The 25939-nt window shown below is 69.8% G+C and carries 24 protein-coding genes; 19 read left to right on the top strand and 5 right to left on the bottom strand.

The window, feature by feature from the left end; all coding sequences use genetic code 11:
- Window positions 1–25: 25 nt before the first annotated feature.
- The gene (locus P6F26_RS06850) at window positions 26–997 is read left to right on the top strand and encodes a glycoside hydrolase family protein (RefSeq protein WP_278027915.1); all 972 of its coding nucleotides are present in this window, start codon (window positions 26–28) and stop codon (window positions 995–997) included.
- A 40-nt stretch (window positions 998–1037) separates the two neighbouring features.
- On the opposite strand, the gene P6F26_RS06845 is transcribed toward P6F26_RS06850, so the two are convergent.
- Entirely contained in the window at window positions 1038–1661 is a 624-nt protein-coding gene (locus P6F26_RS06845; RefSeq protein WP_278027914.1) for a TetR family transcriptional regulator C-terminal domain-containing protein, read from the bottom strand.
- Window positions 1662–1884: 223 nt separating this feature from the next.
- Here P6F26_RS06845 and aptA point away from each other — a divergent pair, with 223 nt between their 5' ends.
- The 8 genes from aptA (at window position 1885) to P6F26_RS06805 (ending at window position 10057) form a co-directional block, all read left to right on the top strand.
- Window positions 1885–3216 carry an omega-aminotransferase AptA gene (gene aptA, locus P6F26_RS06840; RefSeq protein WP_278027913.1) on the top strand — a complete coding sequence of 444 codons (1332 nt, stop codon included), beginning with the start codon at window positions 1885–1887 and terminating at the stop codon, window positions 3214–3216.
- A gap of 24 nt (window positions 3217–3240) precedes the next feature.
- Window positions 3241–4491, top strand: coding sequence for a Zn-dependent hydrolase (locus tag P6F26_RS06835; RefSeq protein ID WP_278027912.1), 1251 nt, complete (start codon window positions 3241–3243; stop codon window positions 4489–4491).
- On the top strand, window positions 4488–4742 hold the full coding sequence (locus tag P6F26_RS06830; RefSeq protein ID WP_278027911.1) for a hypothetical protein: 255 nt from the start codon (window positions 4488–4490) through the stop codon (window positions 4740–4742). The genes P6F26_RS06835 and P6F26_RS06830 overlap by 4 nt, the downstream gene beginning before the upstream one ends.
- Before the next feature lie 27 nt (window positions 4743–4769).
- Window positions 4770–6224: a dihydropyrimidinase gene (gene hydA, locus P6F26_RS06825; RefSeq protein ID WP_278027910.1), complete on the top strand. Its 1455-nt coding sequence runs from the start codon at window positions 4770–4772 to the stop codon at window positions 6222–6224.
- Between the two features lie 76 nt (window positions 6225–6300).
- Window positions 6301–7122 (top strand): ABC transporter ATP-binding protein, encoded by an 822-nt coding sequence (locus tag P6F26_RS06820; protein ID WP_278027909.1) that lies wholly within the window; start codon window positions 6301–6303, stop codon window positions 7120–7122.
- Window positions 7123–7131: 9 nt separating this feature from the next.
- Window positions 7132–8091: an ABC transporter permease gene (locus tag P6F26_RS06815; protein WP_278027908.1), complete on the top strand. Its 960-nt coding sequence runs from the start codon at window positions 7132–7134 to the stop codon at window positions 8089–8091.
- Complete coding sequence (locus P6F26_RS06810; protein ID WP_278027907.1) at window positions 8088–9020, top strand: ABC transporter permease; 933 nt, start codon at window positions 8088–8090, stop codon at window positions 9018–9020. Before P6F26_RS06815 ends, P6F26_RS06810 begins: the two co-directional genes overlap by 4 nt.
- Window positions 9021–9064: 44 nt before the next feature.
- Complete coding sequence (locus tag P6F26_RS06805; protein ID WP_278027906.1) at window positions 9065–10057, top strand: ABC transporter substrate-binding protein; 993 nt, start codon at window positions 9065–9067, stop codon at window positions 10055–10057.
- Between the two features lie 457 nt (window positions 10058–10514).
- Here the strand turns inward: P6F26_RS06805 and P6F26_RS06800 are convergent, their stop codons facing one another.
- From P6F26_RS06800 to P6F26_RS06785, 4 genes are all read right to left on the bottom strand, one after another.
- Window positions 10515–10811 carry a hypothetical protein gene (locus P6F26_RS06800; protein WP_278027905.1) on the bottom strand — a complete coding sequence of 99 codons (297 nt, stop codon included), beginning with the start codon at window positions 10809–10811 and terminating at the stop codon, window positions 10515–10517.
- Between the two features lie 188 nt (window positions 10812–10999).
- Window positions 11000–12025: a substrate-binding domain-containing protein gene (locus P6F26_RS06795; protein WP_278027904.1), complete on the bottom strand. Its 1026-nt coding sequence runs from the start codon at window positions 12023–12025 to the stop codon at window positions 11000–11002.
- On the bottom strand, window positions 11995–13368 hold the full coding sequence (locus P6F26_RS06790) for a sensor histidine kinase (protein WP_278027903.1): 1374 nt from the start codon (window positions 13366–13368) through the stop codon (window positions 11995–11997). Before P6F26_RS06790 ends, P6F26_RS06795 begins: the two co-directional genes overlap by 31 nt.
- Entirely contained in the window at window positions 13365–14033 is a 669-nt protein-coding gene (locus P6F26_RS06785) for a response regulator transcription factor (RefSeq protein ID WP_278027902.1), read from the bottom strand. Before P6F26_RS06785 ends, P6F26_RS06790 begins: the two co-directional genes overlap by 4 nt.
- A 126-nt stretch (window positions 14034–14159) precedes the next feature.
- Between P6F26_RS06785 and P6F26_RS06780 the strand changes: the two genes are divergently transcribed.
- The 10 genes from P6F26_RS06780 to P6F26_RS06735 all read left to right on the top strand — a co-directional run bounded on the left by P6F26_RS06780 (window position 14160) and on the right by P6F26_RS06735 (window position 25869).
- Window positions 14160–15146, top strand: coding sequence for a tripartite tricarboxylate transporter substrate binding protein (locus tag P6F26_RS06780; protein ID WP_278027901.1), 987 nt, complete (start codon window positions 14160–14162; stop codon window positions 15144–15146).
- 103 nt (window positions 15147–15249) lie between these two features.
- Window positions 15250–15741: a tripartite tricarboxylate transporter TctB family protein gene (locus P6F26_RS06775; RefSeq protein ID WP_278027900.1), complete on the top strand. Its 492-nt coding sequence runs from the start codon at window positions 15250–15252 to the stop codon at window positions 15739–15741.
- A 4-nt stretch (window positions 15742–15745) separates the two neighbouring features.
- Window positions 15746–17272, top strand: a complete 1527-nt coding sequence (locus P6F26_RS06770; protein WP_278027899.1) for a tripartite tricarboxylate transporter permease — start codon at window positions 15746–15748, stop codon at window positions 17270–17272.
- Window positions 17262–18473, top strand: a complete 1212-nt coding sequence (locus tag P6F26_RS06765) for a CaiB/BaiF CoA transferase family protein (RefSeq protein WP_278027898.1) — start codon at window positions 17262–17264, stop codon at window positions 18471–18473. Before P6F26_RS06770 ends, P6F26_RS06765 begins: the two co-directional genes overlap by 11 nt.
- Complete coding sequence (locus P6F26_RS06760) at window positions 18470–19249, top strand: citryl-CoA lyase (RefSeq protein WP_278027897.1); 780 nt, start codon at window positions 18470–18472, stop codon at window positions 19247–19249. The genes P6F26_RS06765 and P6F26_RS06760 overlap by 4 nt, the downstream gene beginning before the upstream one ends.
- Window positions 19236–20270, top strand: coding sequence for an AbrB family transcriptional regulator (locus P6F26_RS06755; RefSeq protein ID WP_278027896.1), 1035 nt, complete (start codon window positions 19236–19238; stop codon window positions 20268–20270). Before P6F26_RS06760 ends, P6F26_RS06755 begins: the two co-directional genes overlap by 14 nt.
- 122 nt (window positions 20271–20392) lie before the next feature.
- Window positions 20393–22417: a M1 family metallopeptidase gene (locus P6F26_RS06750; RefSeq protein WP_278027895.1), complete on the top strand. Its 2025-nt coding sequence runs from the start codon at window positions 20393–20395 to the stop codon at window positions 22415–22417.
- Window positions 22414–23562: a lipocalin-like domain-containing protein gene (locus P6F26_RS06745; protein WP_278027894.1), complete on the top strand. Its 1149-nt coding sequence runs from the start codon at window positions 22414–22416 to the stop codon at window positions 23560–23562. Before P6F26_RS06750 ends, P6F26_RS06745 begins: the two co-directional genes overlap by 4 nt.
- Complete coding sequence (locus P6F26_RS06740; protein WP_278027892.1) at window positions 23559–24977, top strand: c-type cytochrome; 1419 nt, start codon at window positions 23559–23561, stop codon at window positions 24975–24977. The genes P6F26_RS06745 and P6F26_RS06740 overlap by 4 nt, the downstream gene beginning before the upstream one ends.
- Window positions 24978–25056: 79 nt before the next feature.
- Complete coding sequence (locus tag P6F26_RS06735; protein ID WP_278027891.1) at window positions 25057–25869, top strand: N-acetyltransferase; 813 nt, start codon at window positions 25057–25059, stop codon at window positions 25867–25869.
- Window positions 25870–25939 lie beyond the last annotated feature (70 nt).

The following is a 25939-nucleotide window of genomic DNA, read 5'->3' as shown; positions in this document are numbered from 1 at the left end:
GCCAAACCCGAACCGGAGGCCGATCATGGGCATCGCAAGCGAAACGCACTGGATCTGGGACAGCTGGTACGCCCGCGACGGCGACACCTGGCACGCGTTCTTCCTGCAGGCTCCGAAATCCCTCGGCGACCCCGAGCTTCGCCACCACAACGCGCGGGTGGGACACGCGGTGTCGCGGGACCTCGTGTCGTGGGAGCATCTGGGCGAGTGCTTCGCGCCGTCCGCGGGGCCCGCCTTCGACGACATGGCGATCTGGACCGGTTCTGTCGTCCGCGATGACAGCGGCCCCTGGCACCTGTTCTATACCGGCATCTGCCGGGCCGAGGACGGCCTCGTTCAGCGGATCGGCCACGCGACGTCGGAGGACCTGCACAACTGGACGCGGGTCTCGTCCGATCCGGTCCTCGACATCGAGGGTCCCGCTGCGCACGCCTACGAGGCCGATCTTGGCCAGGCGCTCTGGTCGCACCGCGCCTTCCGCGACCCTTGGGTGATGCGCGACCCCGAGGGCGAGGGCTGGCTGATGTATCTGACCGCGCGCGCCAGCGGGATCGACGAGCCGAACGCGGGCGGCGCGATCGCGCGGGCGACCTCGCCCGACCTGGAGCGGTGGACGCTGCGCGAGCCGGTGTTCACCGGCGGCTTCGGCCAGCTCGAGGTGCCGCAGGTCTTCCGGGCCGGCGGGCGGTGGTGCATGCTGTTCTGCACGGCGGCGCACGACTACGCGAGGGACACGGCCGAGGCGTCGCCCGGCGGCCCCGTGACCGGCACCCATTACCTCGTGGCCGATGATCCGCGCGGCCCGTGGCGGCTTGCGCCGCTGCCGTTTCTCGACGGCGCGCAGCCCTGCGCCCGCTACGCCTCGCGCGTCCTGGAGACGGAGGAGGGCCTGCGTCTCATGGGGTTCGCGGACCGGCCCGAGGGCGTTTTCGTCGGCGAGATCATGGATCCCGCCCCGCTTGAGGCGGACGCGGATGGGCGCCTGCTGCTGGTCTGACGGGGACGGAACGGGGACCGGGCCGCGCGCCCTGGCCGGGTCACGGCGCGATGAGACGCGAGAAGAGCGTTTCGAGGAACCTCTCCGCCTCGTCGAGGGGGTCCCGCGAGGGGCCGAGCACGGCGCGCACCTGCACGTCGAAATCGGCGTAATGCTGCGTCAGCGCCCAGACCGAGAAGATCAGGTGGTGGGCGTCGACCGGCGCGATCCGCCCGGCCTCGGCCCAGCCGCGGATCACGGCGGCCTTCTCGTCCACGAGCGTCTTCAGGTCGGTCGCAAGCGCTTCGCCGATCCGGGGCGCACCCTGCAGCACCTCGTTTGCGAAGAGCCGCGATTCCCTCGGGAAATCACGGCTCATCTGAAGCTTGCGCCGCGCATAGGCGAGAAGCTCGCCCGTGGGGTCGCCCGCGGGGTCGAGCGCGCGCAGCGGATCGAGCCACGTGTCCATCAGCGCGCTCAGGAGGGCGACGTGGATCGCCTCTTTCGACGGGAAATAATAGAGCAGGTTGGGCTTGGACAGCCCCGCCTCGGCCGCGATCTGGTCAAGCGTCGCGCCGCGGAAGCCATGCGCAGAGAAGACGTCGAGCGCCGCGTCCAGGATGGTCTTGCGGTTCTTCTTCTGGATGCGCGTGCGCGGCGGCTGGACGTTCATGGCCGCCAGCATGGCACCTTGGCGCGGGCCGGGGCAAGCGGCCTTTCCGCAGCGCACAAGGACGCGCCGTCCGGGGCCAATACGGCATCATTTGCCTTGCGGTCGGGCCTGCCTCGGCGTTCAATCCGTTGACTGGCACAGCGCCTCTGCTAGCGTGATCTTGACCAGATGGTCAAAACAGCAATCCGGCGGGACGGGCGGCGCGCGGCCCGACCGCAAGACAGGGTGAGACCTCATGGCCCTCGACCGTTCCAACCCGGTCCCGAACGATCTTTCGGCGTTCTGGATGCCCTTTACCGCGAACCGGCAGTTCAAGAAGACGCCCCGGATGTTCGTGTCGGCCGACCGGATGCACTACAAGACTGCGGACGGACGCGAGGTGCTGGACGGCACGGCGGGCCTTTGGTGCTGCAACGCGGGCCACAACCGCCCGAAGATCGTCGAGGCGATCCAGACGCAGGCGGCCGAGCTCGATTACGCGCCCGCCTTCCAGATGGGTCACCCCAAGGCCTTCGAGCTTGCCAGCCGCCTCGCCGACATGGCGCCCGCGCCGTTCGAGCATGTCTTCTTCACCAATTCCGGCTCCGAAAGCGTCGAGACGGCGCTGAAGATCGCCATCGCCTACCAGCGCGCCATCGGGCAGGGGACGCGGACCCGCCTGATCGGGCGCGAGCGCGGCTATCACGGGGTCAATTTCGGCGGGATCTCGGTTGGCGGTATCGTCAACAATCGCAAGTTCTTCGGCTCATTGTTGACGGGCGTGGACCATCTGCCGCACACGCACCTGCCGCACAGCAACGCCTTCACCCGCGGCCAGCCCGAGCATGGCGGCGATCTGGCCGACGATCTGGAGCGCATCGTGGCGCTGCACGGCCCCGAGACGGTCGCGGCGGTCATCGTCGAGCCGATGGCGGGCTCCACCGGCGTGCTGATCCCGCCCAAGGGCTACCTCCAGCGTCTCCGCGAGATCTGCACGAAGCACGGCATCATCCTGATCTTCGACGAGGTCATCACGGGCTTCGGGCGGCTTGGATCGCCCTTCGCGGCCGACCACTTCGACGTGATGCCCGACCTCATCACCTGCGCCAAGGGTCTGACGAACGGCGTCATTCCGATGGGCGCCGTGCTGGCCACGAAGGAGATCCACGACGCGTTCATGCAGGGCCCCGAGCACATGATCGAGCTGTTTCACGGCTACACCTACTCGGGCAACCCCATCGCCTCCGCCGCGGGCCTCGCCACGCTCGAGACCTACAAGGAGGAGGGCCTCTTCGAGCGCGCGGCCGACCTTGCCGGCTACTGGGAGGACGCCGTCCACTCGCTGGCCGACTGCCCGCACGTCATCGACATCCGCAACATGGGCCTCATCGCGGGGATCGAGCTGGAGCCGATCGCGGGCGAGCCGACGAAGCGCGCGTTCAGCGCCTTCCTCGACGCCTACGAGAACAACGTGCTGATCCGCACCACGGGCGACATCATCGCGCTGTCCCCGCCGCTGATCATCGAGAAGTCGCATATCGACGTCCTGTTCGGGACGCTGCGCGACATCCTGAAACGGCTGCACTGACCGAAAGACGAAGGGACGACACGGATGCCCGCACCCGGCGAGAACCTGAAGATCAACGGAGAGCGGCTGTGGGAGTCGCTCATGGAGATGGCGAAGATCGGGCCCGGGGTCGCGGGCGGCAACAACCGCCAGACCCTGACCGACGAGGATGCCGAGGGCCGCGCGCTGTTCCAGGCGTGGTGCGAAGACGCCGGCATGAGCATGGGCGTCGACGAGATGGGCAACATGTTCGCCCGCCGCGAGGGCACGGACCCCGAGGCGCTTCCGGTCTATGTCGGCTCGCATCTCGACACGCAGCCGACGGGCGGCAAGTTCGACGGCGTTCTTGGCGTGCTCGGCGGGCTCGAGATCGTGCGCACGCTCAACGATCTGGGCATCAGGACGAAGCACCCCATCGTCGTCACCAACTGGACGAACGAGGAAGGGACGCGCTTCGCCCCCGCTATGCTGGCCTCCGGCGTCTTCGCGGGCAAGCATTCCCTCGACTGGGCGTATGACAAGGTCGACGCGCAGGGCAAACGCTTCGGGGACGAGCTGGAGCGGATCGGCTGGAAGGGCGAGGAGAAGGTCGGCGGCCGAAAGATGCACGCCTTCTTCGAGCTGCATATCGAGCAGGGCCCGATCCTCGAGGCGGAAGGCAAGGACATCGGCGTCGTCACCCACGGACAGGGCCTCCGCTGGATCCAGTGCACGGTGACGGGCAAGGAAAGCCACACGGGTTCCACGCCGATGAACATGCGCCGCAATGCCGGACGGGGTCTCGCGCTCGTGACGGAGCTGGTCCACGAGATCGCCATGAAGAACCAGCCGAACGCGGTTGGCGCGATCGGCCACATCGACGTCTACCCCAATTCGCGCAACATCATTCCGGGCAAGGTCGTCTTCACCGTAGACCTGCGAACGCATCTTCTCGACAAGCTGAACGGCATGGTCGACGAGCTGATGGAGCGTGCGCCGAAGCTTTGCGAGGAAATCGGCGTGGGCTTCGAGGCCGAGATCGTGGGGCAGTTCGACCCGCCCGCTTTCGACGAGAACTGCGTGAGCGCCATCCGGCAAGCCGCTGAAAGGCTTGGGTATTCCCATATGGATATCGTTTCGGGCGCGGGCCATGACGCATGCTGGATCAACGACGTCGCGCCGACCGCTATGGTCATGTGCCCCTGTGTCGACGGACTTTCGCACAACGAAGCCGAGGAAATATCGCCAGAGTGGGCGACAGCGGGAACCGATGTGCTATTCCATGCCGTGGTTGAAACTGCGGGGATAGTGGAATGATCCGAACGACATGCCGGGCGCTGCCCATGGTGCTGGCCCTTGCGGCCTGCGGCGCGCCGCCGACGCCGGAGGGCGAGACCGAGACGATCAACGAGCAGATCCTGGCGCTCGTGGCGCCCGGGCAGGACATGCGCAACGTCCGCATCGAAAGCGACGGATGCTACTGGTACCGCTATGCCGGGCCGGTCGAGATTACCTACCTGCCGCTTCTGACGCGGGACGGCCGGATGATCTGCACGCGCCCGCAATAGGCGTGAAACCACAAGGGGAGTTCGACGATGAGCACGGTGATCAAGGGCGGAACGGTCGTGACCGCGGACCTGACCTACGAGGCGGACGTCCTCGTGGAGGGCGGCGTCATCACCGCGATCGGCCCCGACCTGAAGGGCGACGAGGTGCTCGACGCGACGGGGTGCTACGTCATGCCCGGCGGGATCGACCCCCACACGCATCTCGAGATGCCCTTCATGGGCACCTACTCGAGCGACGATTTCGAAAGCGGCACGCGCGCGGCGCTCGCGGGGGGCACGACGATGGTCGTCGACTTCGCGCTGCCCTCGCCGGGCCAGGGCCTCTTCGACGCGCTGCAGATGTGGGACAACAAGTCGACGCGGGCAAATTGCGACTACTCGTTCCACATGGCCGTGACGTGGTGGGGCGAGCAGGTCTTCGACGAGATGGAGGGCGTCGTCCGCGAGCGCGGCATCAACACCTTCAAGCACTTCATGGCCTACAAGGGCGCCCTGATGGTCAACGACGACGAACTTTTCGCGTCGTTCCGGCGCCTGTCCGAGCTTGGCGCGACGGCGATGGTGCACGCCGAGAACGGGGACGTCGTGGCGGAACTCCAGCAAAAGCTGCTGGCCGAGGGCAATAACGGCCCCGAGGGGCACGCCTATTCGCGGCCCTCCCAGGTGGAGGGCGAGGCCACGAACCGCGCGATCATGATCGCCGACATGGCGGGCGTCCCGCTTTATGTCGTGCACGTCAGCTGCGAGGAGGCGCACGAGGCGATCCGGCGCGCCAAGCAGCAGGGCAAGCGCGTCTGGGGCGAGCCGCTGATCCAGCACCTGACGCTGGACGAGAGCGAGTATTTCCACCCCGACTGGGACCACGCCGCCCGCCGCGTGATGAGCCCGCCCTTCCGCAACAAGCAGCATCAGGACAGCCTCTGGGCGGGGCTGATGTCGGGGTCGCTCTCGGTGGTGGCGACCGACCATTGCGCCTTCACGACCGAGCAGAAGCGCACCGGCCTCGGCGATTTCACCAAGATCCCGAACGGCACGGGCGGCCTTGAGGACCGGATGCCGATGCTCTGGACGCATGGCGTCGGCACCGGTCGGCTGACCTTGAACGAGTTTGTCGCGGTTACATCAACGAACATCGCCAAGATATTGAATACATACCCGAAAAAAGGCGCGATCCTTGTTGGCGCTGACGCCGATATCGTCGTCTGGGACCCCGAGAAGTCCAAGACGATCACGGCCGGAACGCAGCAGTCCGCGATCGACTACAACGTGTTCGAGGGCAAGGAGGTGAAGGGCCTGCCGCGCTTCACGCTGACCCGCGGCCATGTCGCGATCCACGACGGCGAGATCAGGACGCGGGAGGGCCACGGCAAGTTCGTGAAGCGCCCGCCGAACGGTGCGGTCAACCGCGCACTGAGCCAGTGGAAGGACCTGACCGCGCCGCGTCCGGTCGAGCGGTCCGGCATCCCGGTGAGTGGCGTTTGAGGCCGGAAAAAGATAAACCGAACAGAGGCATGCGACCCGTTCCTGAAGTGCGGGCGCCAGAGTGGGAGCAATCCGTTTGAGGACAGCGCCGGAGACCGTGGCCGAGACGCCGAAGCTGGCCGATCCCGTGATCGAGGCGCGCGGCCTCGACCTTACCTTCCGGACGGCGGACGGGCCCGTGCAGGCGCTGCGGGACGTGAACCTGACCATCCGGAAGGGCGATTTCGTAAGCTTCATCGGCCCCTCTGGCTGCGGCAAGACCACGTTTCTTCGCGTGGTCGCGGCGCTGGAGGAGCCGACCGGCGGCGCGATCACCGTCAACGGGATGACGCCTGACGAGGCGCGGCGCGCGCGCGCTTACGGTTACGTCTTCCAGGCCGCGGGGCTTTATCCGTGGCGAACCATCGAGAACAACGTGAAGCTGCCGCTCGAGATCATGGGCTTTGATCGCGCCGAGCAGGAACGGCGCGCAAAGAACGTTCTGCAACTCGTTGATCTCGAAGGGTTCGGAAAGAAATTTCCCTGGCAGCTTTCGGGCGGAATGCAGCAGCGTGCCAGCATCGCTCGGGCGCTCGCCTTCGACGCCGACCTCCTCCTGATGGACGAACCCTTCGGCGCGCTGGACGAGATCGTGCGCGATCACCTCAACGAGCAGCTTCTCGCGCTGTGGCGGCGGACGGAAAAGACCATCGGTTTCGTCACCCATTCGATCCCCGAGGCGGTCTATCTCTCGACCAAGATCGTGGTGATGAGCCCGCGGCCCGGCCGGATCACGGACGTGATCGAAAGCGATCTCGGGCCCGATCGTCCGCTCGACATTCGCGACACTCCGGAGTTCCTCGCCATCGCCCACCGGGTGCGCGAAGGGCTGAGGGCGGGACATGCCTATGACGACTGAGGCGACACCATGAGCGCGACCGCCGACAGTGCGCCCGGCGGCGGCGTCGGCGCGTTGGGCCGCGGCCTCGGCGCAGTCTCGGGCGCCGTGCTGCCGGTGCTGACCGTCGTCGCCGTGATCGTCGCGGTCTGGTATGCCGCCGCCATCGGGCTCAACCGCGCATGGACCCTCGACCAGATCGGGCGGCAGGGCCTCGAGATGAGCGCGACCGGGATCATCGCCGACGCCATGACCCAGGAGCGTCCGGTGCTGCCCGCGCCGCACCAGGTCGCCGCCGAGCTCTGGAACACCACCATCGGCGAGCCGATCCTGCGCGAGCGGCGGGGCGAGTATCGTCCGAACCCGCGCAGCCTGTTCTTCCATGCCTGGCAGACGCTTGCGCCCACGCTTCTGGGCTTCGCCATCGGCGGGCTTGCCGGCATCCTGCTGGCCGTGGGCATCGTCCACAATCGGGCGATGGACCTCAGCGTGATGCCCTGGGCGATCGCAAGCCAGACGATCCCGATCCTCGCCATCGCGCCGATGATCATCGTCGTCCTGAACTCCATCGGGCTCGAGGGGCTTGTCCCCAAGTCCCTGATCTCGGCCTATCTCAGCTTCTTTCCGGTGGTCGTGGGCATGGTGAAGGGCCTGCGCAGCCCCGGCATGATGGACCTCGACCTGTTGCGCACCTACTCGGCCACGGCGGCCGAGACCTTCTGGAAGCTGCGCCTTCCGGCCTCGGTGCCGTTCCTGTTCGCCTCTCTGAAGGTGGGGATCGCCGCGGCGCTGGTCGGCACGATCGTGGCCGAGCTTCCGACCGGCGCGCGCTTCGGCCTCGGCGCGCGCCTTCTGACCGGAAGCTACTACGGCCAGACGATCCAGATCTGGTCGGCGCTTTTCATGGCGGCGATCTGCGCCGCGGCGCTCGTCGGGCTTCTGGGGCTGATCGAACGCATCACGCTGCGCCGCATGGGGCTTGGCGCATGAGCGCGGCGGGCGCATCGCGCGTCGCCCTGCCGGGCTGGGCCCTGCCGGGCTTGGGCGCGGGGCTGGTCGCGCTGGGCTTCGTGCTGGATTGGCGCCTCGGCGCGATCCTGGCGATCTGGCTTGGCGCATGGGCGCTGAACGCCGTTCTGGCGGGGCGGGCGCGGGGCGCGGGGGCGCGGTTCCTCGTGCCGGTGATCTTCGGCTTCACGCTGCTCGGGCTGTGGGAGGCGACGGTACGTCTCTACGAGGTGTCGCCCATCATCCTTCCCGCGCCCAGTTCCATCGCGGCGACCTTCGCGGCCAATACCGAGACGCTCTGGGCCGATTTCCGCCAGACGATCCTGAAGGGCGCGCTGTCTGGTTACCTGATCGGATGCGCGGCAGCCTTCCTGACCGCGGTCGCCATCGACCGCTCGCCCTTCCTGCAGCGCGGGCTTCTTCCGGTCGGAAACTTCATCGCTGCCCTTCCCATCGTGGGCACCGCGCCGATCCTCGTGATGTGGTTCGGCTTCGGCTGGCAGTCCAAGGCCGCCGTCGTCGTGGCGATGGTCTTCTTCCCGATGCTGGTCAATTCCGTGCAGGGGCTGAAGGCGTCCGAGGCGATGCAACGCGACCTGATGCACACTTATGCGGCAAGCTACTGGCAAAGCCTCGTGAAGCTGCGCCTGCCCACGGCGCTTCCCTTCGTCTTCAACGGGTTGAAGATCTGCACCACGCTTGCGCTGATCGGGGCAATCGTCGCCGAATTTTTCGGCTCTCCGGTCGTCGGCATGGGCTTTCGGATAAAAATCGAGGTTGGGCGTCTGGCCATGGACATGGTCTGGGCGTCAATTGCCGTGGCGGCGATGTCCGGCACGGCATTCTACGGGCTCGTGGCCCTGATAGAGCGGCGGCTGACCTTCTGGCACCCGTCGCAGCGCGGCATATGAGAGACCGAAAACAAGGGACGGCAAGTCCAACAAGGAGGAAGACGATGAAGACGATCATGATGACCACGCTGGCGGCCGGTCTCGGCCTCGCGGGCGCGGCGCAGGCGCAGGACAACACGGTCAACCTGCAGCTGCAGTGGGTGACGCAGGCCCAGTTCGCGGGCTACTACGTCGCGCTCGAGAACGGATATTACGACGAGGAAGGCCTCGAGGTGAACATCATGCCCGGCGGTCCGGACATCGCGCCGCCGCAGGTGCTCGCGGGCGGCGCGGCCGATGTCATGCTGAACTGGATGCCCTCCGCGCTCGCCGCGCGCGAGCGGGGTCTGCCGGTCGTGAACATCGCCCAGCCCTTCGTGCGTTCGGGCCTGATGCTGTCGTGCTGGGCGGACAGCGGCATCGAGGAGCCGGCCGACCTCGCCGGCCACACCGTCGCGCACTGGTTCTTCGGCAACGAATATCCGTTCCTGTCGTGGATGGCGCAGCTCGGCATCCCCGTGGACGGATCGGAAGAGGGCGTGGAACTGCTGCAGGCCGGGTTCAACGTCGATCCGCTTCTGCAGCGTCAGGCCGACTGCATCTCGACCATGACCTACAACGAGTACTGGCAGATCATCGACGCGGGCGTGTCGCCCGACGAGCTGGTGACGTTCAAATACGAGGATTACGGCGTCGCCACCCTCGAGGACGGCATCTGGACGCTCGAGGAGAACCTCGAGGATCCGGCCTTCGTGGACAAGATGGTCCGCTTCGTGCGCGCCTCGATGCGTGGCTGGCAGTGGGCGGCCGAGAACCCGGACGAGGCGGCGATGATCGTGCTCGACTACGACGAGACCGGCGCCCAGACCGAGGAGCACCAGCTTCGCATGATGGGCGAGATCGCGCTTCTGGTGGAAGGCGGTGACGGCGCTCTCGACGAGGCCGCCTACCAGCGCACGGTTGATACGCTGCTTGCCGGCGGCTCGGACCCGGTGATTTCGGAAGTGCCCGAAGGTGCCTTCACGCACGAGATCACGGACGCGGCCCTCGCCCAGTAAGTCCGACGCAGATACGACACGACACGGCCCCGGCGTCCCGCGCCGGGGCCGTTTTCTTGACGGCGTGGTCGAGGGCGCATGGGTCCGGGGGGTCGATGTATTGCGGGCGCGGTGATCGTTCCGTCCATAGCGCCGAGGCTCGATCCCCCCGTTTCATTGCAGGCGCGTTCCAGTCGCTCGCGGCGCTGTGTCGGGAGGCAGGTGGGAAGGTGCTCGCGTGCGAAGGGATCATCCGTGTCCGTCCGGTTCTCGCCGCGCCCGTCCGGCGCTGTGCGCAAAGGGCGGACGCAAAGGCTCCGTTCCCCCGCGCACCTGCCCAGCACCGAAGGCATGGTATCCAGCACGGGGGCCGGCTCGTCCCACGGTGCGCGCAGTGTCCCGCGCCGGAGCCGCGCCCGCCCGGCGCCGGACGCCAGGCGTCCGTCACCCGCCTGTCCCGCGCCGCGCCCGCCGGGTGTCAGACGCGCAGGTCGAGACCTTTCGCTCCCGGCGGCCGCAGTGCGCCCAGAAGGTCGCTCATCTTCTGCGGTGGCGCGTTGCGTGCTTCGTCGGCGTCCCCGACCGCGCGCATGTCGAGGGGTGGCACGCCCAACCCCTTCACCGGCGGCGGGTTGGGCGGGATCTGTGGCACGGGCCGTTTCGCATGGCCCGGAGCGCCGAGGGCGGCCTTCGCGGTGGCCTGCGCCTGCGTCACGGCCGCACGGCCGATATCCGGTTTGGGCGCCGCGGGCGCCTCTGCCCCCGTGGGGCTCATCCTTTGGGCGCCGGCCTGAGGCGCGGGGCCTAAGGCTGCGACGCTGCTGGAGGGTGCGGTCGGTGTCATCACCAGCGCTCCATCTCAAGAAGCCCCCACCGCGCAGAGAACATGCCACGGTTCGCCCGCCTGCCCAATGGGTTGGGTAAAATGCCACGCATTTTCCCGTGCGGCACGCGGCCGGGGCCTCACTGCTGCTCGATCGCGTTGGCCCATTCGTCGAGGAAGGCGCGCCGGTTCAGCGGATCGAGATAGACCATCAGGGCGGGCCCGAGGCGGATCGGCCCGAAGCCCGCGCCCGCGATATCCGGCGTCTCGCCCAGCGGCGGCAGCGGCCAGTCCCCGGCCGCGTCGCGCATGCCTGTCGCCAGAAGCGCGTCGATGAAGCGCCCGGCCTCCTGGGCCTCGGCCGCGACGGCGGGCACGATGGCCGTCCTGAGGATCACGTTCGAGAAATCGGTCATCCGCAGGATGCGCACGCGGCCCTCGGAATCGCGTGCCAGCCGTTCGGCGGCGTAGCTGCCGAGGACATTGTAGGCCAGCGCGAGCCGCCCGTTCGCGACGTCGTCGATCATCTGCCCCGAACAGCAGTAGAGCCGGGGATCGAGCCGTCCCATGACCTCCGAAAGCCGCCAGTAGGCATCCGTCGCGCGGGCCTCCTGCGTGGCGAAGAGGTAGCCGAGGCCGCTTTCGCGCACGTCGTAGGTGCCCACGGCGCCCCGGAACCGGTCGGGATGGTCGCGCAGGACCGCGATCAGCTCCTGCCGGGTGGCGGGGACGGGCAGGCCGGCGAAACGCTCGGTCGAGATCACGACGACGGCAGGCTCCGTCGTGAAGGCGAATATGAGGTCGCGCCAGCGCGCCCAGTCGGGCAGGGCGTCGGTGACGGCCGACCGGTGGCTCCGGGCGAAGCCGTCGTTCACCAGCTGGAACTGGAGGTCCATCGCCGACGAGATCGCGAGGTCGAAGGCGGCGCCATCGCGGATCGCGCGGTGCAACTCGGCAGAGGAGGCGACGGTGTAATCCAGCGTGATCTGCGGGTTGGCCGCGTGGAAGGCTTCGAGGAACGGGGCGAAGACCTCGAGGTCGGCGGTGGACAGGATGCGCAGCTCGCGCGGGCCGCTGCCCTCGTAGCGGCGGTGGTCCTCGACGTCGAGCGCGGCGGCCAGCGTCGCCCAGAGGCTCAGGACGACGGCAAGACAAGCGAAACGCATGCACCCCTCCCTCCGGGTCCTTCGCCCAGCTCCAGCGTCCCGCCATGTGCGCGCAGCACGTCGTCCGCGATGGTCAGCCCAAGGCCCGAGCCCACGATGTCCTGAACGTTGCCGCCGCGCTGGAAGCGTTCGGTCAGGCGCTCGGCCGGCCCGTCCCCGAGGCCCGGGCCCTCGTCGGTCACGGTGATGCGCGCCCCGCCCGCGCCCTTGGTCACCTCGAGCGTCACCACGGTATCCTCCGCCGAGTACTTGATCGCGTTGTCGAGCACGTTGCGCAGCGCGTTGTCCAGAAGCACGGCGTCCCCGTCGACCTCGGCCGGCTCGGCCCGAAGCCTGATGTCGATGTCCTTCATCGCCGCCGTCGGTTCCAGCGCCTCGGCGGTCTGCCGCGCGAGATCGGCGAGGTTGACGCGGTCCCGCGCGAGATCCTCGGCGCGGAAGGCGACCGTGGCGTGGTCCAGAAGCTGGCCGGCCGAGCGGGAGCTTTCGTCCACGGCGCGGATCATCCGGCGCAGGCGCTGCCGCTCGGTCTCGTCCTCGATCGAGCGCAGGGCGATCTCGGCCTGCGTGCGCACCGTGGCGAGCGGCGTGCGCACGCGGTGGGCGGCCTCGGCGATGAAATCCTCCGAGCGCCGGATCGACTGGCCGAGGCGCTCCATCAGCCGGTCGAGGGCGCTCATCAGCGGCGCAAGCTCGGTCGGCGCGGCCCGGCGCAGCGGACGCAGGTCCGAGGGGCCGCGCCTCGAGACCGCCTGCGCGATCTCGTTGAGCGGCCGCAGCGAGGTGCGCGCCGCGAAGAACGAAAGGCCGACGGCGACCACGAAGAACGCGATAGAGAGCATCGCGGCAAGCTGCGAGAGCTCGCCTACGATGACGCCGACACCGTTCCGCGTCTGCGCGACGGTGACGGTCACGGGCACCGGCCCGGCGCCGGCCAGCACGACGCGGGTGAGGGTCGCCATGCGCACCTCCTCGCCGCGATAGGCGCCGGTGTCGAAGGCGACGCGACCCGGCGTGGAGGCTTCGAGGGCGGGCACCGGCAGGTCGCGATAGCCCGTCAGCATCTCGTCGCGCGCGGTGACGAGGTAGAACACGCGGTCCTCGCTTATGGCGCCAAGCATCGAGAAGGCCGAGTAGGGCAGTTCCAGCCTGAGCTCGCCCTGCTCGGTGCGCAGCGTCTCGGCGATGGCGGTGGCCGAAGCGGCGAGGACGTTGTCCTGCGTCCGCTCTGCCGCCTGCCGCGCAAGCCCCGTGACCATGCCCCACGACATCAGCGACAGCAGCGCCGCGATCCCGGCAAGCAGCAGCGTCAGCCGGCGTCCGATCGACCCGGTGGCCGTCATGGGCCGCCGGTCTCCATCCGGTAGCCCAGCCCGCGCACCGTCTCGATCCTGAGGCCCATCCCCTCGATGCGGCGCCTGAGCCGGCCGACATAGACCTCGATCGCGTTCTCGGTGACGTATGTGTCGTGCGAGAACAGGCGGTCCATCAGCTGCCCCTTCGAGAGGATCTGCCCCGGGTGGCGCGCGAAGACCTCCAGAAGCCGGATCTCGCGGCTCCTGAGCTCGACCGCCTCGGTCCCGAAGCGCAGCGTTCCGCCCATCGGATCGAAGATCGCGTCGCCCAATGCGATCTCGTTGCGCGCCGAGCCGCCGCGGCGGCGCAGGACGGCGCGGCAGCGCGCCTCGAGTTCGGAGAAGTCGAAGGGCTTGGTGATGTAGTCGTCCGCCCCGTGATCGAGCGCCACGACCCGGTCCGACACCTGGCTGCGCGCGGTCAGGACGATCACCGGCACCTCCAGATGCGCCCGGCTGCGGATCAGGAAGTCGCGTCCGTCGCCGTCGGGCAGCATCACGTCGAGCAGGATCAGGTCGTATTCGGCCGCGGCGAGGCAATCCTCGGCGGCCGCGAGGCTTGGCGCGTGATCCACGGCGTGCCCGTCGAGCGCGAGCCTGCTCACGACGGCCTCGGCCAGTTCGAGATTGTCCTCGACCAGAAGATAGCGCACCCGATCCTCCCCCTCGACGCCGGTTCCCGCCGACGTTCTCCCCCCGTGTCAGGCTTCTGTCAGTTTCGTGTGGTGAGGATGGAGCATGGGCGGCGGAGGACCGCCTGTCAAATGGGAGGATACTTCATGAACACCCTTGGGTGGACCCGCCGCGCTTTGGTCGCCGCGGCGACCGCGACCCTTGCCGTCGGCGGCGCGGCGCACGCGCAGTCCGAGCAGATGATCGACCAGCTGCACTTCATCGTCCCCGGCGGCGCCGGCGGCGGATGGGACGGCACCGCGCGCGGCACCGGCGAGGCGCTGACCGAAAGCGGCCTCGTGGGCACGGCGACCTACGAGAACATGTCGGGCGGCGGCGGCGGTGTCGCCATCGGCTACATGATCGAGAACGCCGACAGCCTCGACAACACGTTGATGGTGAACTCCACGCCCATCGTGATCCGTTCGCTGACCGGCGTGTTCCCGCAGAGCTTCCGGGACCTGACGCTGGTGGCCGGCACGATCGGCGACTACGCGGCGCTCGTGGTGCCCGTGGACAGCCCGATCCAGGACATGGCGGGACTTCTGGAGGCCTACGCCGAGCAGGGCACCGACTTCGCCGTCGGCGGCGGCTCGGTTCCGGGCGGCATGGACCACCTCGTGGCCGCGATGGTCATGCAGGCGGCGGGCGAGGACCCGGCGGCGGTCAACTACATCCCCTACGACGCGGGCGGCGAGGCGATGGCGGGCCTTCTGTCGGGCGAGATCGACGCGCTGTCGACCGGCTTCTCCGAGGCCATCGCGCTGGCCGAGCAGGACGAGGTCCGCATCCTCGGCGTCACCGCCTCCGAGCGCGTGCCGGCCTACAGCGAGGCGCCGACCTTCATGGAGCAGGGCATCGACACCGAGTTCGTGAACTGGCGCGGCTTCTTCGGCCCGCCCGGCATGGACGAGGCGCAGCGCCAGCAATACATCGCCGCGTTCGAGGCGCTCTACGACACCGAGGCCTGGGAAGATGTCCGCTCGCGCAATGGCTGGGTGAACATCTGGAACCCCGGCGACGACTTCCGCACCTTCCTCGAGGCGCAGGAGCAGGAGATCGGCGACCTGATGCGCACGCTCGGGTTCCTCTGACACGCACGAAGGCTGCGCGCGGCGCACGCCTTCTGCCAACGGCATCGCCCGCCCCGGCGCGGGCGGTGCCCCATCATCCGGCATCCGAAGGGGAGGGGACGCCATGGCGCTCGATCGCTGGATCGCGCTGATCTTCATCATGTTCTGCTGCGTCTACGGCTACGCGGCCTTCTTCACGATGGACCAGCTTCTGCCGCCGTTCATGCAGCGCAACCCCGTCTGGCCCTCGACCTTTCCCAAGATCCTGTCCGTGCTCGGGATCGTCATCGGCCTCATCGTCGTCTTCGGACTTGAGAAGCCGAGCGGCGAGGACGAGCCCTCGGCGGTCGACATCAACTACCGCAGGCTGCAAGACTACAATATCGGCCAGGCGCTGATGCTTCTGGGCCTGATGGTCGTCTACGCGCTGACGCTGCGCTCGGCGGGCTTCCTGCTGTCGACGACCGTATTCCTGGCGGGCGGCGCCGCGATCCTGGGCGAGCGGCGGTGGATCACCATGATCCTCGTCGCGGTCATCGCGGCTGGATCGGTCTGGTACCTCGTGCAGGAGGTGCTGGGCATCTTCCTGCGGCCACTGCCCTTTTTCCTGAGGTAAGCACATGATCGAAGGCATCCTGATCGGCCTCACGGCCGCGTTCTCGGTCCAGAACCTCCTGATGGTGGTCGCGGGCTGCCTGATCGGCACCTTCATCGGCATGTTGCCGGGGCTGGGGCCGATGTCGATCATCGCGATCATGATCCCCGTCGCGATCACGCTCGGCGATCCCACAGCCGCGCTGATCCTGCTTGCGGGCGTCTACTACGGCGCGATCTTCGGCGGCTCGACCTCGTCGATCCTGCTGAACGCGCCGGGGGTCGCGGGCACCGTGGCGACCAGCTTCGACGGCTACCCGATGGCGCGCGCGGGGATGGCGGGCAAGGCCCTGACCATCGCCGCCGTCTCCAGCTTCGCGGGCGGCACGATCGGGGCGATCCTGCTGGCGGTCTTCGCGCCCGCGCTGTCCTCGGTCGCGCTTCTGTTCCACTCGGCGGAATACTTCGCGCTCATGGTCGTGGGCCTGTCGGCCATCGCGGCCTTCGCGGGCACGGGGCAGGTCGCCAAGGCGCTGATGATGACGGTGCTCGGCCTGATCCTCGCCACGGTCGGCGAAGGCGCGCTGTTCAACATGCCGCGCTTCACGATGGGGATGATGGACCTTCAGTCGGGCATCAACTTCATCACGCTCGCCATGGCGATGTTCGCGCTGCCCGAGGCGATCTTCCTCGTCCTCAACCCCGCGCGCTCCAGCCGGGGCAGCGAGACGGCGGGGTCGGGCAAGATCACCGGCCTGCGCTTCTCTCGCGAGGAGGGGCGCGCGATCTTGCCCGTCATCGGCCGCCAGTCGGTGCAGGGCTTCTTCATCGGCGTGCTGCCGGGCGCGGGCGCGACCATCGCGTCGTTCCTCGGCTACGCGGTCGAGCGCAACATCGCCACCAGCGAGGAGCAGGCGCAGTTCGGCAAGGGCTCGGTCAAGGGGCTCGCCGCGCCCGAGACGGCGAACAACGCCGCCTGCACCGGCTCCTTCGTGCCGCTCCTGACGCTGGGCATCCCGGGCTCGGGCACCACGGCGATCCTTCTGGGCGCGCTCATCGCACTGAACGTCACGCCGGGCCCGAGGCTGATGGTGGACGAGCCGCAGATCTTCTGGGCGGTCATCACCTCGATGTTCATCGGCAACGTCGTCCTTCTGATCCTGAACCTGCCGCTTATCCCCTACATCGCCAAGATCCTCTCGATCCCGCGAAACTACCTGATCCCCTTCATCCTCTTCTTCACGCTGATGGGGGCCTACATCGGGCAGAACAACTCGACCGAGCTTCTGATGCTGGTGGGCCTGGGCGTGCTGGCGACGGTGTTCCGCTTCGCCGACTACCCGCTCGCGCCGCTTCTGATCGGGTTCATCCTCGGCACCATGCTGGAGAACAACTTCGCGCGCTCCATGCAGCTCTATCGCGGGGTGGACTTCGTGTTCGAGCGTCCGATGACGCTGGCGCTTCTGGTGCTGGCGCTGCTTCTGGTGCTTCTGCCGAGCTTCCGCGCCCGCCGCGCCCGCAGGCGCGCCGAAGGGGTCGCCGATGGCGACTGACCGGGCCGCGTCCGCGCCCCTTGCGGGGGTGCGGGTGCTCGACCTGACCAACGTGCTGGCCGGGCCCTTCGCCTGCCACCAGCTTGCGCATCTGGGCGCCGAGGTCATCAAGGTCGAGGCCGTGGGGCGCGGCGATCTCGCCCGCAACCTCGGGGCGGATCCCGCGCTGTCGGCCAGGGGCATGGGCATCAGCTTTCTCGCGCAGAACGCGGGCAAGAAGTCCCTGACGCTGAACCTCAAGGACCCGCGCGGCACCGAGGCGCTGAGGCGGCTCGTGGCGACGGCGGACGTTCTGGTCGAGAACTTCCGCCCCGGCGTCATGGACCGCCTCGGGCTGGGCTACGAGGCCCTGCGGGCGGTGAACCCGCGCCTCGTCTACTGCGCGATCTCGGGCTTCGGGCAGGACGGGCCGTGGGCGGGCCGCCCCGCCTACGACCAGATCGTGCAGGGCGCCTCGGGCGTCATGTCGATCACCGGCGACGCGGACAGCGCGCCGTTGCGGGTCGGCTATCCCCTTGCCGACACGGTTGGCGGGCTGACGGCGGCCATGGCGATCTCGGCGGCGCTGAACGCCACGCCGCGCGGCGCCTTCATCGACGTCTCGATGCTGGAGGCCGTGCTGGCCACGATGGGCTGGGTCGTCTCGAACCACCTGATCGGCGGGGTCGAGCCGCTGCCGCAGGGCAACGAGAACCCGACGTCCGCCCCCTCGGGCACGTTCCAGTGCGCCGACGCGCCGATCAACATCGCCGCCAACAAGGACGAGCAATGGGAGGCGCTGGCCCGACACCTCGGCCGCGAGGACCTGCTGGCCGCGCCGGACTTCGCCACGCGCGAGGACCGCAAGCGCAACCGCCTGCGGCTCAAGGCGGAGCTGGAGACGGTGCTGACGACGCGGGCTGCGCGCGACTGGGCGCGCGAGCTGAACGCGCTTGGCGTGCCCGCGGGCGCGGTGATGAGCGTGCCCGAGATCCTCGCCCATCCCCAGGTCGCCGGGCGCGACTTTCTCGCCCGGTTCGACGACACGCCGGGCGTCGGGCGGCCGATCGACCTCGTGCGCGTCGGCGCGATGTTCGACGGCGTGCGGCCCTCCGTCGGCACCCCGCCGCCGGCGCTGGGTGCGGATACGCGGGACATCCTTTCGGGACTGGGATACAGCCCTGAGGAGATCGGGGAGATGCAGGCGGAGGGCGTGACATGAGCGGAGGCGACGACGTCGCGGACTGGTGGCGCACCGGGATCATCGACATGGAGCCGGGGCGCATCCATCTGCGCGGCCGGCCTGTGCAGGAGCTGATCGGCACCACGGGCTTCGCCGAGATGATCTGGCTTATGGTCATGGGCGCGCCGATCGCGGGCCATCGCGCGAAGCTGTTCGAGGCCGCCCTCGTGGCCGCGGTCGATCACGGGCCGCAGGCGCCCTCCATCGCCGCCGCGCGCATGGCGGCCACCTGCGGTGTCGGCCTTCAATCCGCGATGGCGACCGGCCTCAACATGCTGGGAGACGTGCATGGCGGGGCGGGCGAGCAGGCGGTGGAGATGTATCGCTTCGTGGAACGCGGCGGCCCCGAGGGGCTGGCCACGGCGCTGGACGCATGGCGGGCGGAACGCGGCCGCTACCTTCCGGGCTTCGGCCACCGCTTCCACAAGCCGGTCGATCCGCGCGCCCCGCGGCTTCTATCGCTGGTCGACGAGGCGGCCGAGGCGGGCGCGGTGAGCGGCGCCTACGCCCAGATCGCGCGCGCCATCGAGGCGCATCTCGCCACCGAGCGCGGCAAGCCCGTGCCCATGAACATCGACGGCGCGACGGCGGTGATCTACGCCGAACTCGGCTGTCCCCCGCCGCTCGCACGCGGCTTCTTCGGCCTGTCGCGGACGGTCGGCATCCTCGCCCACGCCTGGGAACAGACCGAGCAGGGGGGGCGCAACAAGGGACCGACGCCGCCCGCCTATCGGTGGACCTATGACGGAGACTGAAGGGATCCTGACCGAGGTCCTGCCAACGCTTCTGATCGGCGCCGCCGGGGCTGCCCTGTTCTGGGCGATCGGGTTTCCCGCGGCCGTCCTGACGGGGCCCGCGGCGGCGGTGTCGCTGGCCACGCTTCTGGGCCTGCGCAGCCGGGTGCCGCTGGGCTTGCGCGACGCCGTCTTCCTCGTGATCGGCATCTCCATCGGCAGCACGGTGACGCCCGAGGTCGTGGCAACGGCGCTGGCCTGGCCGGTGTCGCTCGCGATCCTGACGGGAACGCTGGTCCTGGTGCTGGTCCTCGTGCGGGCCATCCTCGCGCACGGCTTCGGATACGACCCGCTGACGGCCCTGCTCGCGGCGACGCCGGGCCACCTCAGCTACGTCCTGGGGCTGTCCACGGATCTCAAGGCCGACGTGCCGCGCGTGGCGCTGGTGCAATCGGTGCGGGTCCTGCTCCTGACGCTTCTCGTGCCGGTCCTGATCTCGCTCTGGGGGGCGGAGGGCACGGCCTACCTGCCGGATCGCGGGACGATGTCGCCCGTCTCGGCGCTGGCGGTCTTCGGCCTCGCCGTGGCGCTGGGGCTGGTCTTCCGGCGCTTCGGGGTGCCTGCGCCGCTGCTTCTGGGCGCGATGGCGGCCTCCGCGGCGGGGCACGGATCCAACCTGACGCCCGGCGCGCTTCCGCCATGGGCGACGACCGTGGCCTTCGTCGTGATGGGAAGCCTGATCGGCACGCGGTTTCGCGGCCTCGACCGGCGCGGGCTTCTGGGCGCCTTCGCGGCAGGGGCGGCTGCGACCTTCGTGGCCTGCGCCGTCGCCGCCGCGGGGGCCGTCCTCGCCGCCAGGATCGTGGACCTGCCGCCGGCCGCGCTTCTTCTGGCCTTCGCGCCCGGCGGGGTCGAGGTGATGGCCGCGCTCGCCGTCGAAACGGGCCTCGAGCCCGCCTTCGTGGCGGCGCACCACGTCTTCCGCCTTGTGGTGCTCAGCGTCCTGATGCCGATCGTGCTGGCGCGGCGGCGGGTTCCCTGACGTCGCCTCCGACGCGGCCCCCGCCGTGCGATGCGGGCGGCGCTTTCCCATGCGCGCGGGCGGGCTATGATCCCGAAGGCGGCGGGATGCCTCGAGATCCCGCGAAACCACGGCGCATCGGCATGACCCCAGTTCGACATACCGCCCGCGCATGGCTGCTGACGCTCGCCTGCGCCCTCGCCATCGGGGCGGCGCTCGCGCCCGTGGCGGCGGCTGCGCAGACCGCCGCGCGCGCCGACCCGCCGGACATCGTTCTGAGCATCGAGATCGATACCGCGACCGGGGCCTTTTCTGCCGAGGCGCTGTTGCAGGCGCCACGGGGTGACGTCGTCCTTCCGCGCGCCGACTGGCTGCGCGTCGAGGGCGTGACCCTCGCGGGGCGGGACGCCACCCGCGCGGCACGGGAAGGCGGCGGCGTGATCGGCCCCGGCCTGCACCGGTCCCGCGATCTGCGCGTCACCGTCTCGGGCCGGTTCCCCGCGCCGCGCGCCCCGATCGGCGCCGTCGCCTGGAGCCCCTCGGCCACCTATGCCGTCGGCGCGGACTGGTTTCCGCGAGACGGCACGGCCATCCGCGACCATGACATCCGCGTCTCGGTCGCGCGCCCGCAGGAGGTCGCGGCCACCGGCGGCGTCGTGTCCGAGGCCGTGGACGGCGCGATGCGCGAGGCGCGCTTCGCCTTCACCGGGCCCAGCGTGGACGTGGCCCTGTTCGTCGGGCCCTACGCAATCGGCGAAACGCGCCACCGCGATCTCAGGCTCCGCACCTATTTCGAGGACGCCGACGCCGCGCTTTCGGAGCGTTACCTCGCGGCGGTGGCGACGTGGCTCGACCGCTACGAGGAGGCCATCGGCGACTACCCCCACCACGGTTTCTCGGTGGTGTCCGCGCCGATCCCGGTGGGCTTGGGCTTCGCGGGGCTCACCTATGTCAGCCGGGACATCCTGTCCCATCCCTACATGACGGGCCGCTCGCTCGCCCACGAGGTCCTGCACAGCTGGTGGGGCAACGCGGTTGGCGTGGACTACGCCACGGGCAACTGGGCCGAGGGGCTGACGACCTTCCAGGCCGATTACGCGCTGGCCGAGGAGGCGGGCAACGGGGCCGCGCGCGAGATGCGAATCGGCTGGGTGCGCGAACTTGCGCGGCTGGACGCGGGCCGGATGACGCCGCTCGCCGCGTTCCGTTCGGCCTCCCATGCCGGCGGCCAGAGCGAGGGCTACGGCAAGGCCGCGCTGGTGTTCCACATGCTGCGGGACGAGATCGGGGCAGCGGCCTTCGCGGAGGGCATCCGCGGCTTCTATGCCGCCAACCGCAACCGCGTCGCGGGCTGGGGCGACCTGCGCGCCGCGTTCGAGGCGTCGTCAGGCCGCGATCTGGGATGGTTCTTCGATCAGTGGATCGATCGGGCGGGCCTGCCCGGCCTGCGCGTGGCCGAGGCCGGGTGGCGCGAGGCCCCCGACGGCGCGCACGAGGTGACGCTGACGATCCGGCAAGCGGCCCCCGCCTATCGCCTGCGGCTTCCGGTGGTGTTCCGCACGCGCGCGGGCGAGGTGCGCCGCGTGGCGCAGATCGAGGGCGAGGTCTCCACGCTGCGCTTCACGCTTCCCGATGCCCCGCGCACCGCCGTTATCGACCCCGAATTCGACCTCGCGCGGCAGCCCTTCGAGGGCGAGTTGGCGCCGATCCTCCGCGCGCTCGACGCAGGGCGGGTCAGGGCCGTGGCCGCGTCGCCGCTGGAGGGACTGCGGGCGGGCGTGGAGGCGGCGCTTGCGGGCATCGCGCCGGGCCTGTCATGGGGCGCCGCGCAGGGCGACGCGGGCGACCGGACCTCCGTCCTGATCGCGGGCCTGCCCGAGGATGTCGCGGCCCTCAGGCCCACGCATCTCGGGCCGTTGCCCGGCGTGGCCGCGCAGGGCCGATCGCGGCTCTGGCTCGAGCGGGACGGGCAGGGCAAGCTCTGGGCGTTCCTCTCCTTCGACCGGCTCGAAGACCTCGCGCGCGATTTCGGGGCGCTGCGCTACTACACCGGCCAGAGCTTCGTTGCCTTCGAGGACGGCCGCGCGGTCGCCGGGGGCGTCTGGCCCGCGTTGCCCGGCGCGGTGGAGCTGGAATTTGGCCCGGCCGGCGGCGAGGTGGCGCCATGAGCGCGCGGCGCATGCGCGGTCTGGCCCTCGCCCTCGGCGTCGCCGTCGCGATTGCCGTCGCGGGCGCGCTGCTCCTGCAGCGCCCCGAGGAGGCCGCGACCGGAACCGGCGACGCGACCGGCACCGACGCGCTCGAGGCGTTTCTCGCGGAGGCTGGCGGGGACGGGTTCGAACCGCTCGCCGGCGCATGGACCTTGAGCCTTCCAGCCGACTTCGGAGCGCATGACGCGGCGCGGGCCGAGACCTGGACGATCACGGCGCATCTGCGGGGCCTCGATGGCGCGCGCGTCGGCCTCAGTTTCGCGCTGTCGCGCTACGGCCTGATTGGGCCGGACGACCCTGCGCGGGACGCGCCCTGGACGCTGGCCACGCTTCACACCGCGCAGATCGCGCTGTCGGGCGAGGGCGCCATCGCCAGCGCCTCCGAGGAGCGTTTCGGCCGCGGCGACGGGATCGCGGGGCATGACCCCGCCTCGCGGCAGGTCTGGCTCGACGACTGGACCCTCGCCTACGGCACCGGCGCCGGGGGGCAGGGCCTGACACTCGCGGCGACGGTCGAGGGCGTGCCGGTCCGCCTGTCGCTCGCGCCGTCCAAGGAGGCAGTCGTGGCCCAGGGCGCGCAGGAGGCGCCGACGCGCGGTTTCGTGATGCCGCGCATGGACGTGAGCGGGACCATCGGCGTGGGCGCCGACGCCGCCGAGGTGACCGGCACGGCATGGATCGACCGGCTCTGGGGCGATCTGCCCGTTCCGGGCGGCCCCATCGCCTACGATCGCCTGGTAATGCAATTGCCCGACGGCGTGGATATCTCCGCCGTCAGGACGCGGCGCGTGGGCTCGGACGGGGCAGGGACGGTCGATGGCCTCATCGTCGAGGCGTCGGGCGCGACGCGGGCCTTCGACGGCGCGGCGGCCACGCTCGAGATCATCGAACGCCGCGAGGTCGAAGGCGGCGCGGCCTATCCTGTCGGCTGGCGCCTGACCGGGGCGGGCTTCGACCTTCGGGCCGTGGCGTCGGGCGGTGGTCAGGGACGCGACTTCCTCTCGCCGGTGTGGCTGGGGCCCGTCAGGGTCGAGGGCACCTACGACGGCGCGCCCGTGGATGGCGCCGGAACGCTTTTGCTGACAGGATACGAGGCGCGATGACGCTTTGCCCGACCCTTGCCATGCCTGCCCGCATCGCCGCGATCCTCGCTCTGGCGCTTCTGGGCGCCTGCCGCGACGAGGAGGGCGCGGCGCATCGTTCCGACATCGGCCCGGTCCCGGTGGCCGAGCAGCGGCCGGGCGATCCCGAAGCGGGCTACGACGCGCTCGTGAACGCGCCCTACGTCTCGTGCGGGATCCCCTACGACGCCTTCCGCAGGCTCGTCCCCGAGACGGACGCCGAGACCCGCGTCGCGGGCCGCCGGGGACTGAACGCCGGATTGCCCTACGCCTTCACGGCGCACGAGAACGAGGACGGCGTCACGGTGGTGTCAAGCAACTGCCTGACCTGTCACGCCACGACGATCGGGGACGAGCTGGTGATCGGCCTCGGCAACGAGTTCGCCGATTTCACGCAGGATCCCGGCCGTCTCGCGCTGCAGGCCGGCACCTATGTGCGCGGCCCGGCCGAGACCGAGGCGTGGGAGCATTGGGCCGACCGCATCGAGGGCATCGCGCCCTACATCCGCACCGCGACCGTCGGCGTGAACCCGGCCCCCAACCTGACCTGGGCCCTGATGGCGCATCGCGATCCCGAGACGCTGGAATGGTCCGACACGCCCCTGATCGAGCCACCCCCGGCCGAGCCCCTTCCGATCAGCGTTCCGCCGTGGTGGGGGATGCGCGACAAGAGCGCGATGTTCTACACGACCGTGGGGCGGGGCGATCACGCGACCTTCATGCTGCTCGCCTCGATGCTCTGCGTCGAGAGCGTGGCGGAGTTCGAGCAGGTCGACCGCTACGCCGCGGACATCCGCGCCTATCTCGCCTCGATCGAGCCGCCGGACTATCCCTTCGCCATCGACGCCGAACTCGCCGCCGAGGGGGCCGCGATCTTCGCGCGGGACTGCAGCGAATGCCACGGCACCTATGGCGAGGGGGCGAGCTATCCCAACCGCGTCTACGCGCTGGACGAGATCGGGACCGACCCCGCCTATGCGCGGGCCGCGACCGACGGCTCGCGGGATCGTTTCTACGAGTGGATCGCGCGCTCGCCCTATGGCGACGCCGACAGCGCGGCCCCGGCGGAAGGCTACATCGCGCCGCCCCTCGACGGCGTGTGGGCGACCGCGCCCTACCTGCACAACGGCTCGGTGCCCGACATGGCGAGCCTGATCGACCCCGAACGCCGCCCGGCCTACTGGCGCCATATCCTGCCGCGCGCCTACGATCCCGACGCCATCGGCTGGCGGCACGAAGCCCTCGAGGCCGGGCAGGACGCCGAGGCCGACCCCGAGCTTCGGCGCCGCATCTACGACACCACGCGAACGGGTTACGGGAACGGCGGCCACCGATACGGCGAGGACCTAGACGCGGGTGCGGCCGAGGCGCTGCTGGAATATCTCAAGACGCTCTGAACGCGGCCTGCTGGTTTCGTTTGCGCTTCGCTGCGCTTTCGCCAACGATCCGCTTCGGCGGACGAGGGGGGACGGTGCCGTGACGGCGGAAGGGGAATTCTTCGGAAATGACCAGCAGCGCGCGCTTCTGAGGCGCGGGCGGGCGCTGGCCGGACTGATCTGCGGCGACAGGCGCTACCATTACTACGGGCGGACCGTGGGCATCGCCTCGACCGATGACGGCGACGCGGACGACGTCGCGACCCTTGCGGTCGTGCAGGGCAATTCCAGCTGCGCCGCCGTGCCCCGTGACCGCACCGCCGGGATGAAGGCCGCGCTGAAGGCGCATGGCCTGTCGCCCATGCACTACGTCAAGTGGACCGGCGGCGCATCTGCCCTCGCCGCCGCGCGCGAGATCGTCGCGACCCGCCCGCTGCCGGAGGACCTGACGCTTGTGCGCATCGACGGCGCGACGCCGGCTGAGCACATGGCCTCTTTGGCCGCGATGTCGCTTGGCTGCGGCGTGATGCCCCTGATCGGCGAGGTGCTGCGGGGCGGGTTCCGGCGCGCCTGCTGCATCGCGGCCCTCGACGCCGGGATGAACGTCGTGTCCTGCGCGGCATCGTCGAGCTATGCCCACGAGGATCACGGCACCTATGGCAGGCAGGCGTGGTGGGGGATGCTCGCAACCGACCCCTCGCGCAGGGGCGAGGGGCTGTCGCGGATCCTCGGCGCCCATGTCATGCTCGACATGGAGGAACGCTTCGGCATCCGCGACTTCATGACCGGCATCGAGGCGGGCAACGCCCCGTCCGAGGCGGTGTGTTCGCGGATGGGCCTTGCGCCGGGGGCCTTCGACATCGTTGTCTGCGCGGACCCCGCCGCGCTTGCTGGCGGGCGGCTGACGAAATAGGCCGGCGCGGCGGAAGGCGCGCGCGATCCCGCCCGGTCCCGCGCGCCTTCGCCCCCGCGGCCGCAGGGCC

Source organism: Roseicyclus salinarum, assembly GCF_029624655.1.
Lineage (GTDB): Bacteria > Pseudomonadota > Alphaproteobacteria > Rhodobacterales > Rhodobacteraceae > Roseibacterium > Roseibacterium salinarum.
The sequence above is the reverse complement of the archived record's forward strand: the minus strand, read 5'-3'. Positions and strand labels throughout refer to the sequence as shown.

Excerpts from the sequence above, each read along its gene's own strand:
- P6F26_RS06750 (WP_278027895.1), top strand. The coding sequence starts at position 20,393 with ATGACCCCAGTTCGACATACCGCCCGCGCATGGCTGCTGACGCTCGCC.
- P6F26_RS06830 (WP_278027911.1), top strand. The coding sequence starts at position 4,488 with ATGATCCGAACGACATGCCGGGCGCTGCCCATGGTGCTGGCCCTTGCG.
- P6F26_RS06760 (WP_278027897.1), top strand. The coding sequence starts at position 18,470 with ATGAGCGGAGGCGACGACGTCGCGGACTGGTGGCGCACCGGGATCATC.
- P6F26_RS06850 (WP_278027915.1), top strand. The coding sequence starts at position 26 with ATGGGCATCGCAAGCGAAACGCACTGGATCTGGGACAGCTGGTACGCC.
- P6F26_RS06845 (WP_278027914.1), bottom strand. The coding sequence starts at position 1,661 with ATGCTGGCGGCCATGAACGTCCAGCCGCCGCGCACGCGCATCCAGAAG.
- P6F26_RS06835 (WP_278027912.1), top strand. The coding sequence starts at position 3,241 with ATGCCCGCACCCGGCGAGAACCTGAAGATCAACGGAGAGCGGCTGTGG.
- P6F26_RS06770 (WP_278027899.1), top strand. The coding sequence starts at position 15,746 with ATGATCGAAGGCATCCTGATCGGCCTCACGGCCGCGTTCTCGGTCCAG.
- P6F26_RS06745 (WP_278027894.1), top strand. The coding sequence starts at position 22,414 with ATGAGCGCGCGGCGCATGCGCGGTCTGGCCCTCGCCCTCGGCGTCGCC.
- hydA (WP_278027910.1), top strand. The coding sequence starts at position 4,770 with ATGAGCACGGTGATCAAGGGCGGAACGGTCGTGACCGCGGACCTGACC.
- P6F26_RS06810 (WP_278027907.1), top strand. The coding sequence starts at position 8,088 with ATGAGCGCGGCGGGCGCATCGCGCGTCGCCCTGCCGGGCTGGGCCCTG.
- P6F26_RS06740 (WP_278027892.1), top strand. The coding sequence starts at position 23,559 with ATGACGCTTTGCCCGACCCTTGCCATGCCTGCCCGCATCGCCGCGATC.
- P6F26_RS06765 (WP_278027898.1), top strand. The coding sequence starts at position 17,262 with ATGGCGACTGACCGGGCCGCGTCCGCGCCCCTTGCGGGGGTGCGGGTG.
- aptA (WP_278027913.1), top strand. The coding sequence starts at position 1,885 with ATGGCCCTCGACCGTTCCAACCCGGTCCCGAACGATCTTTCGGCGTTC.
- P6F26_RS06795 (WP_278027904.1), bottom strand. The coding sequence starts at position 12,025 with ATGCGTTTCGCTTGTCTTGCCGTCGTCCTGAGCCTCTGGGCGACGCTG.
- P6F26_RS06780 (WP_278027901.1), top strand. The coding sequence starts at position 14,160 with ATGAACACCCTTGGGTGGACCCGCCGCGCTTTGGTCGCCGCGGCGACC.
- P6F26_RS06790 (WP_278027903.1), bottom strand. The coding sequence starts at position 13,368 with ATGACGGCCACCGGGTCGATCGGACGCCGGCTGACGCTGCTGCTTGCC.
- P6F26_RS06815 (WP_278027908.1), top strand. The coding sequence starts at position 7,132 with ATGAGCGCGACCGCCGACAGTGCGCCCGGCGGCGGCGTCGGCGCGTTG.
- P6F26_RS06805 (WP_278027906.1), top strand. The coding sequence starts at position 9,065 with ATGAAGACGATCATGATGACCACGCTGGCGGCCGGTCTCGGCCTCGCG.
- P6F26_RS06800 (WP_278027905.1), bottom strand. The coding sequence starts at position 10,811 with ATGAGCCCCACGGGGGCAGAGGCGCCCGCGGCGCCCAAACCGGATATC.
- P6F26_RS06775 (WP_278027900.1), top strand. The coding sequence starts at position 15,250 with ATGGCGCTCGATCGCTGGATCGCGCTGATCTTCATCATGTTCTGCTGC.
- P6F26_RS06755 (WP_278027896.1), top strand. The coding sequence starts at position 19,236 with ATGACGGAGACTGAAGGGATCCTGACCGAGGTCCTGCCAACGCTTCTG.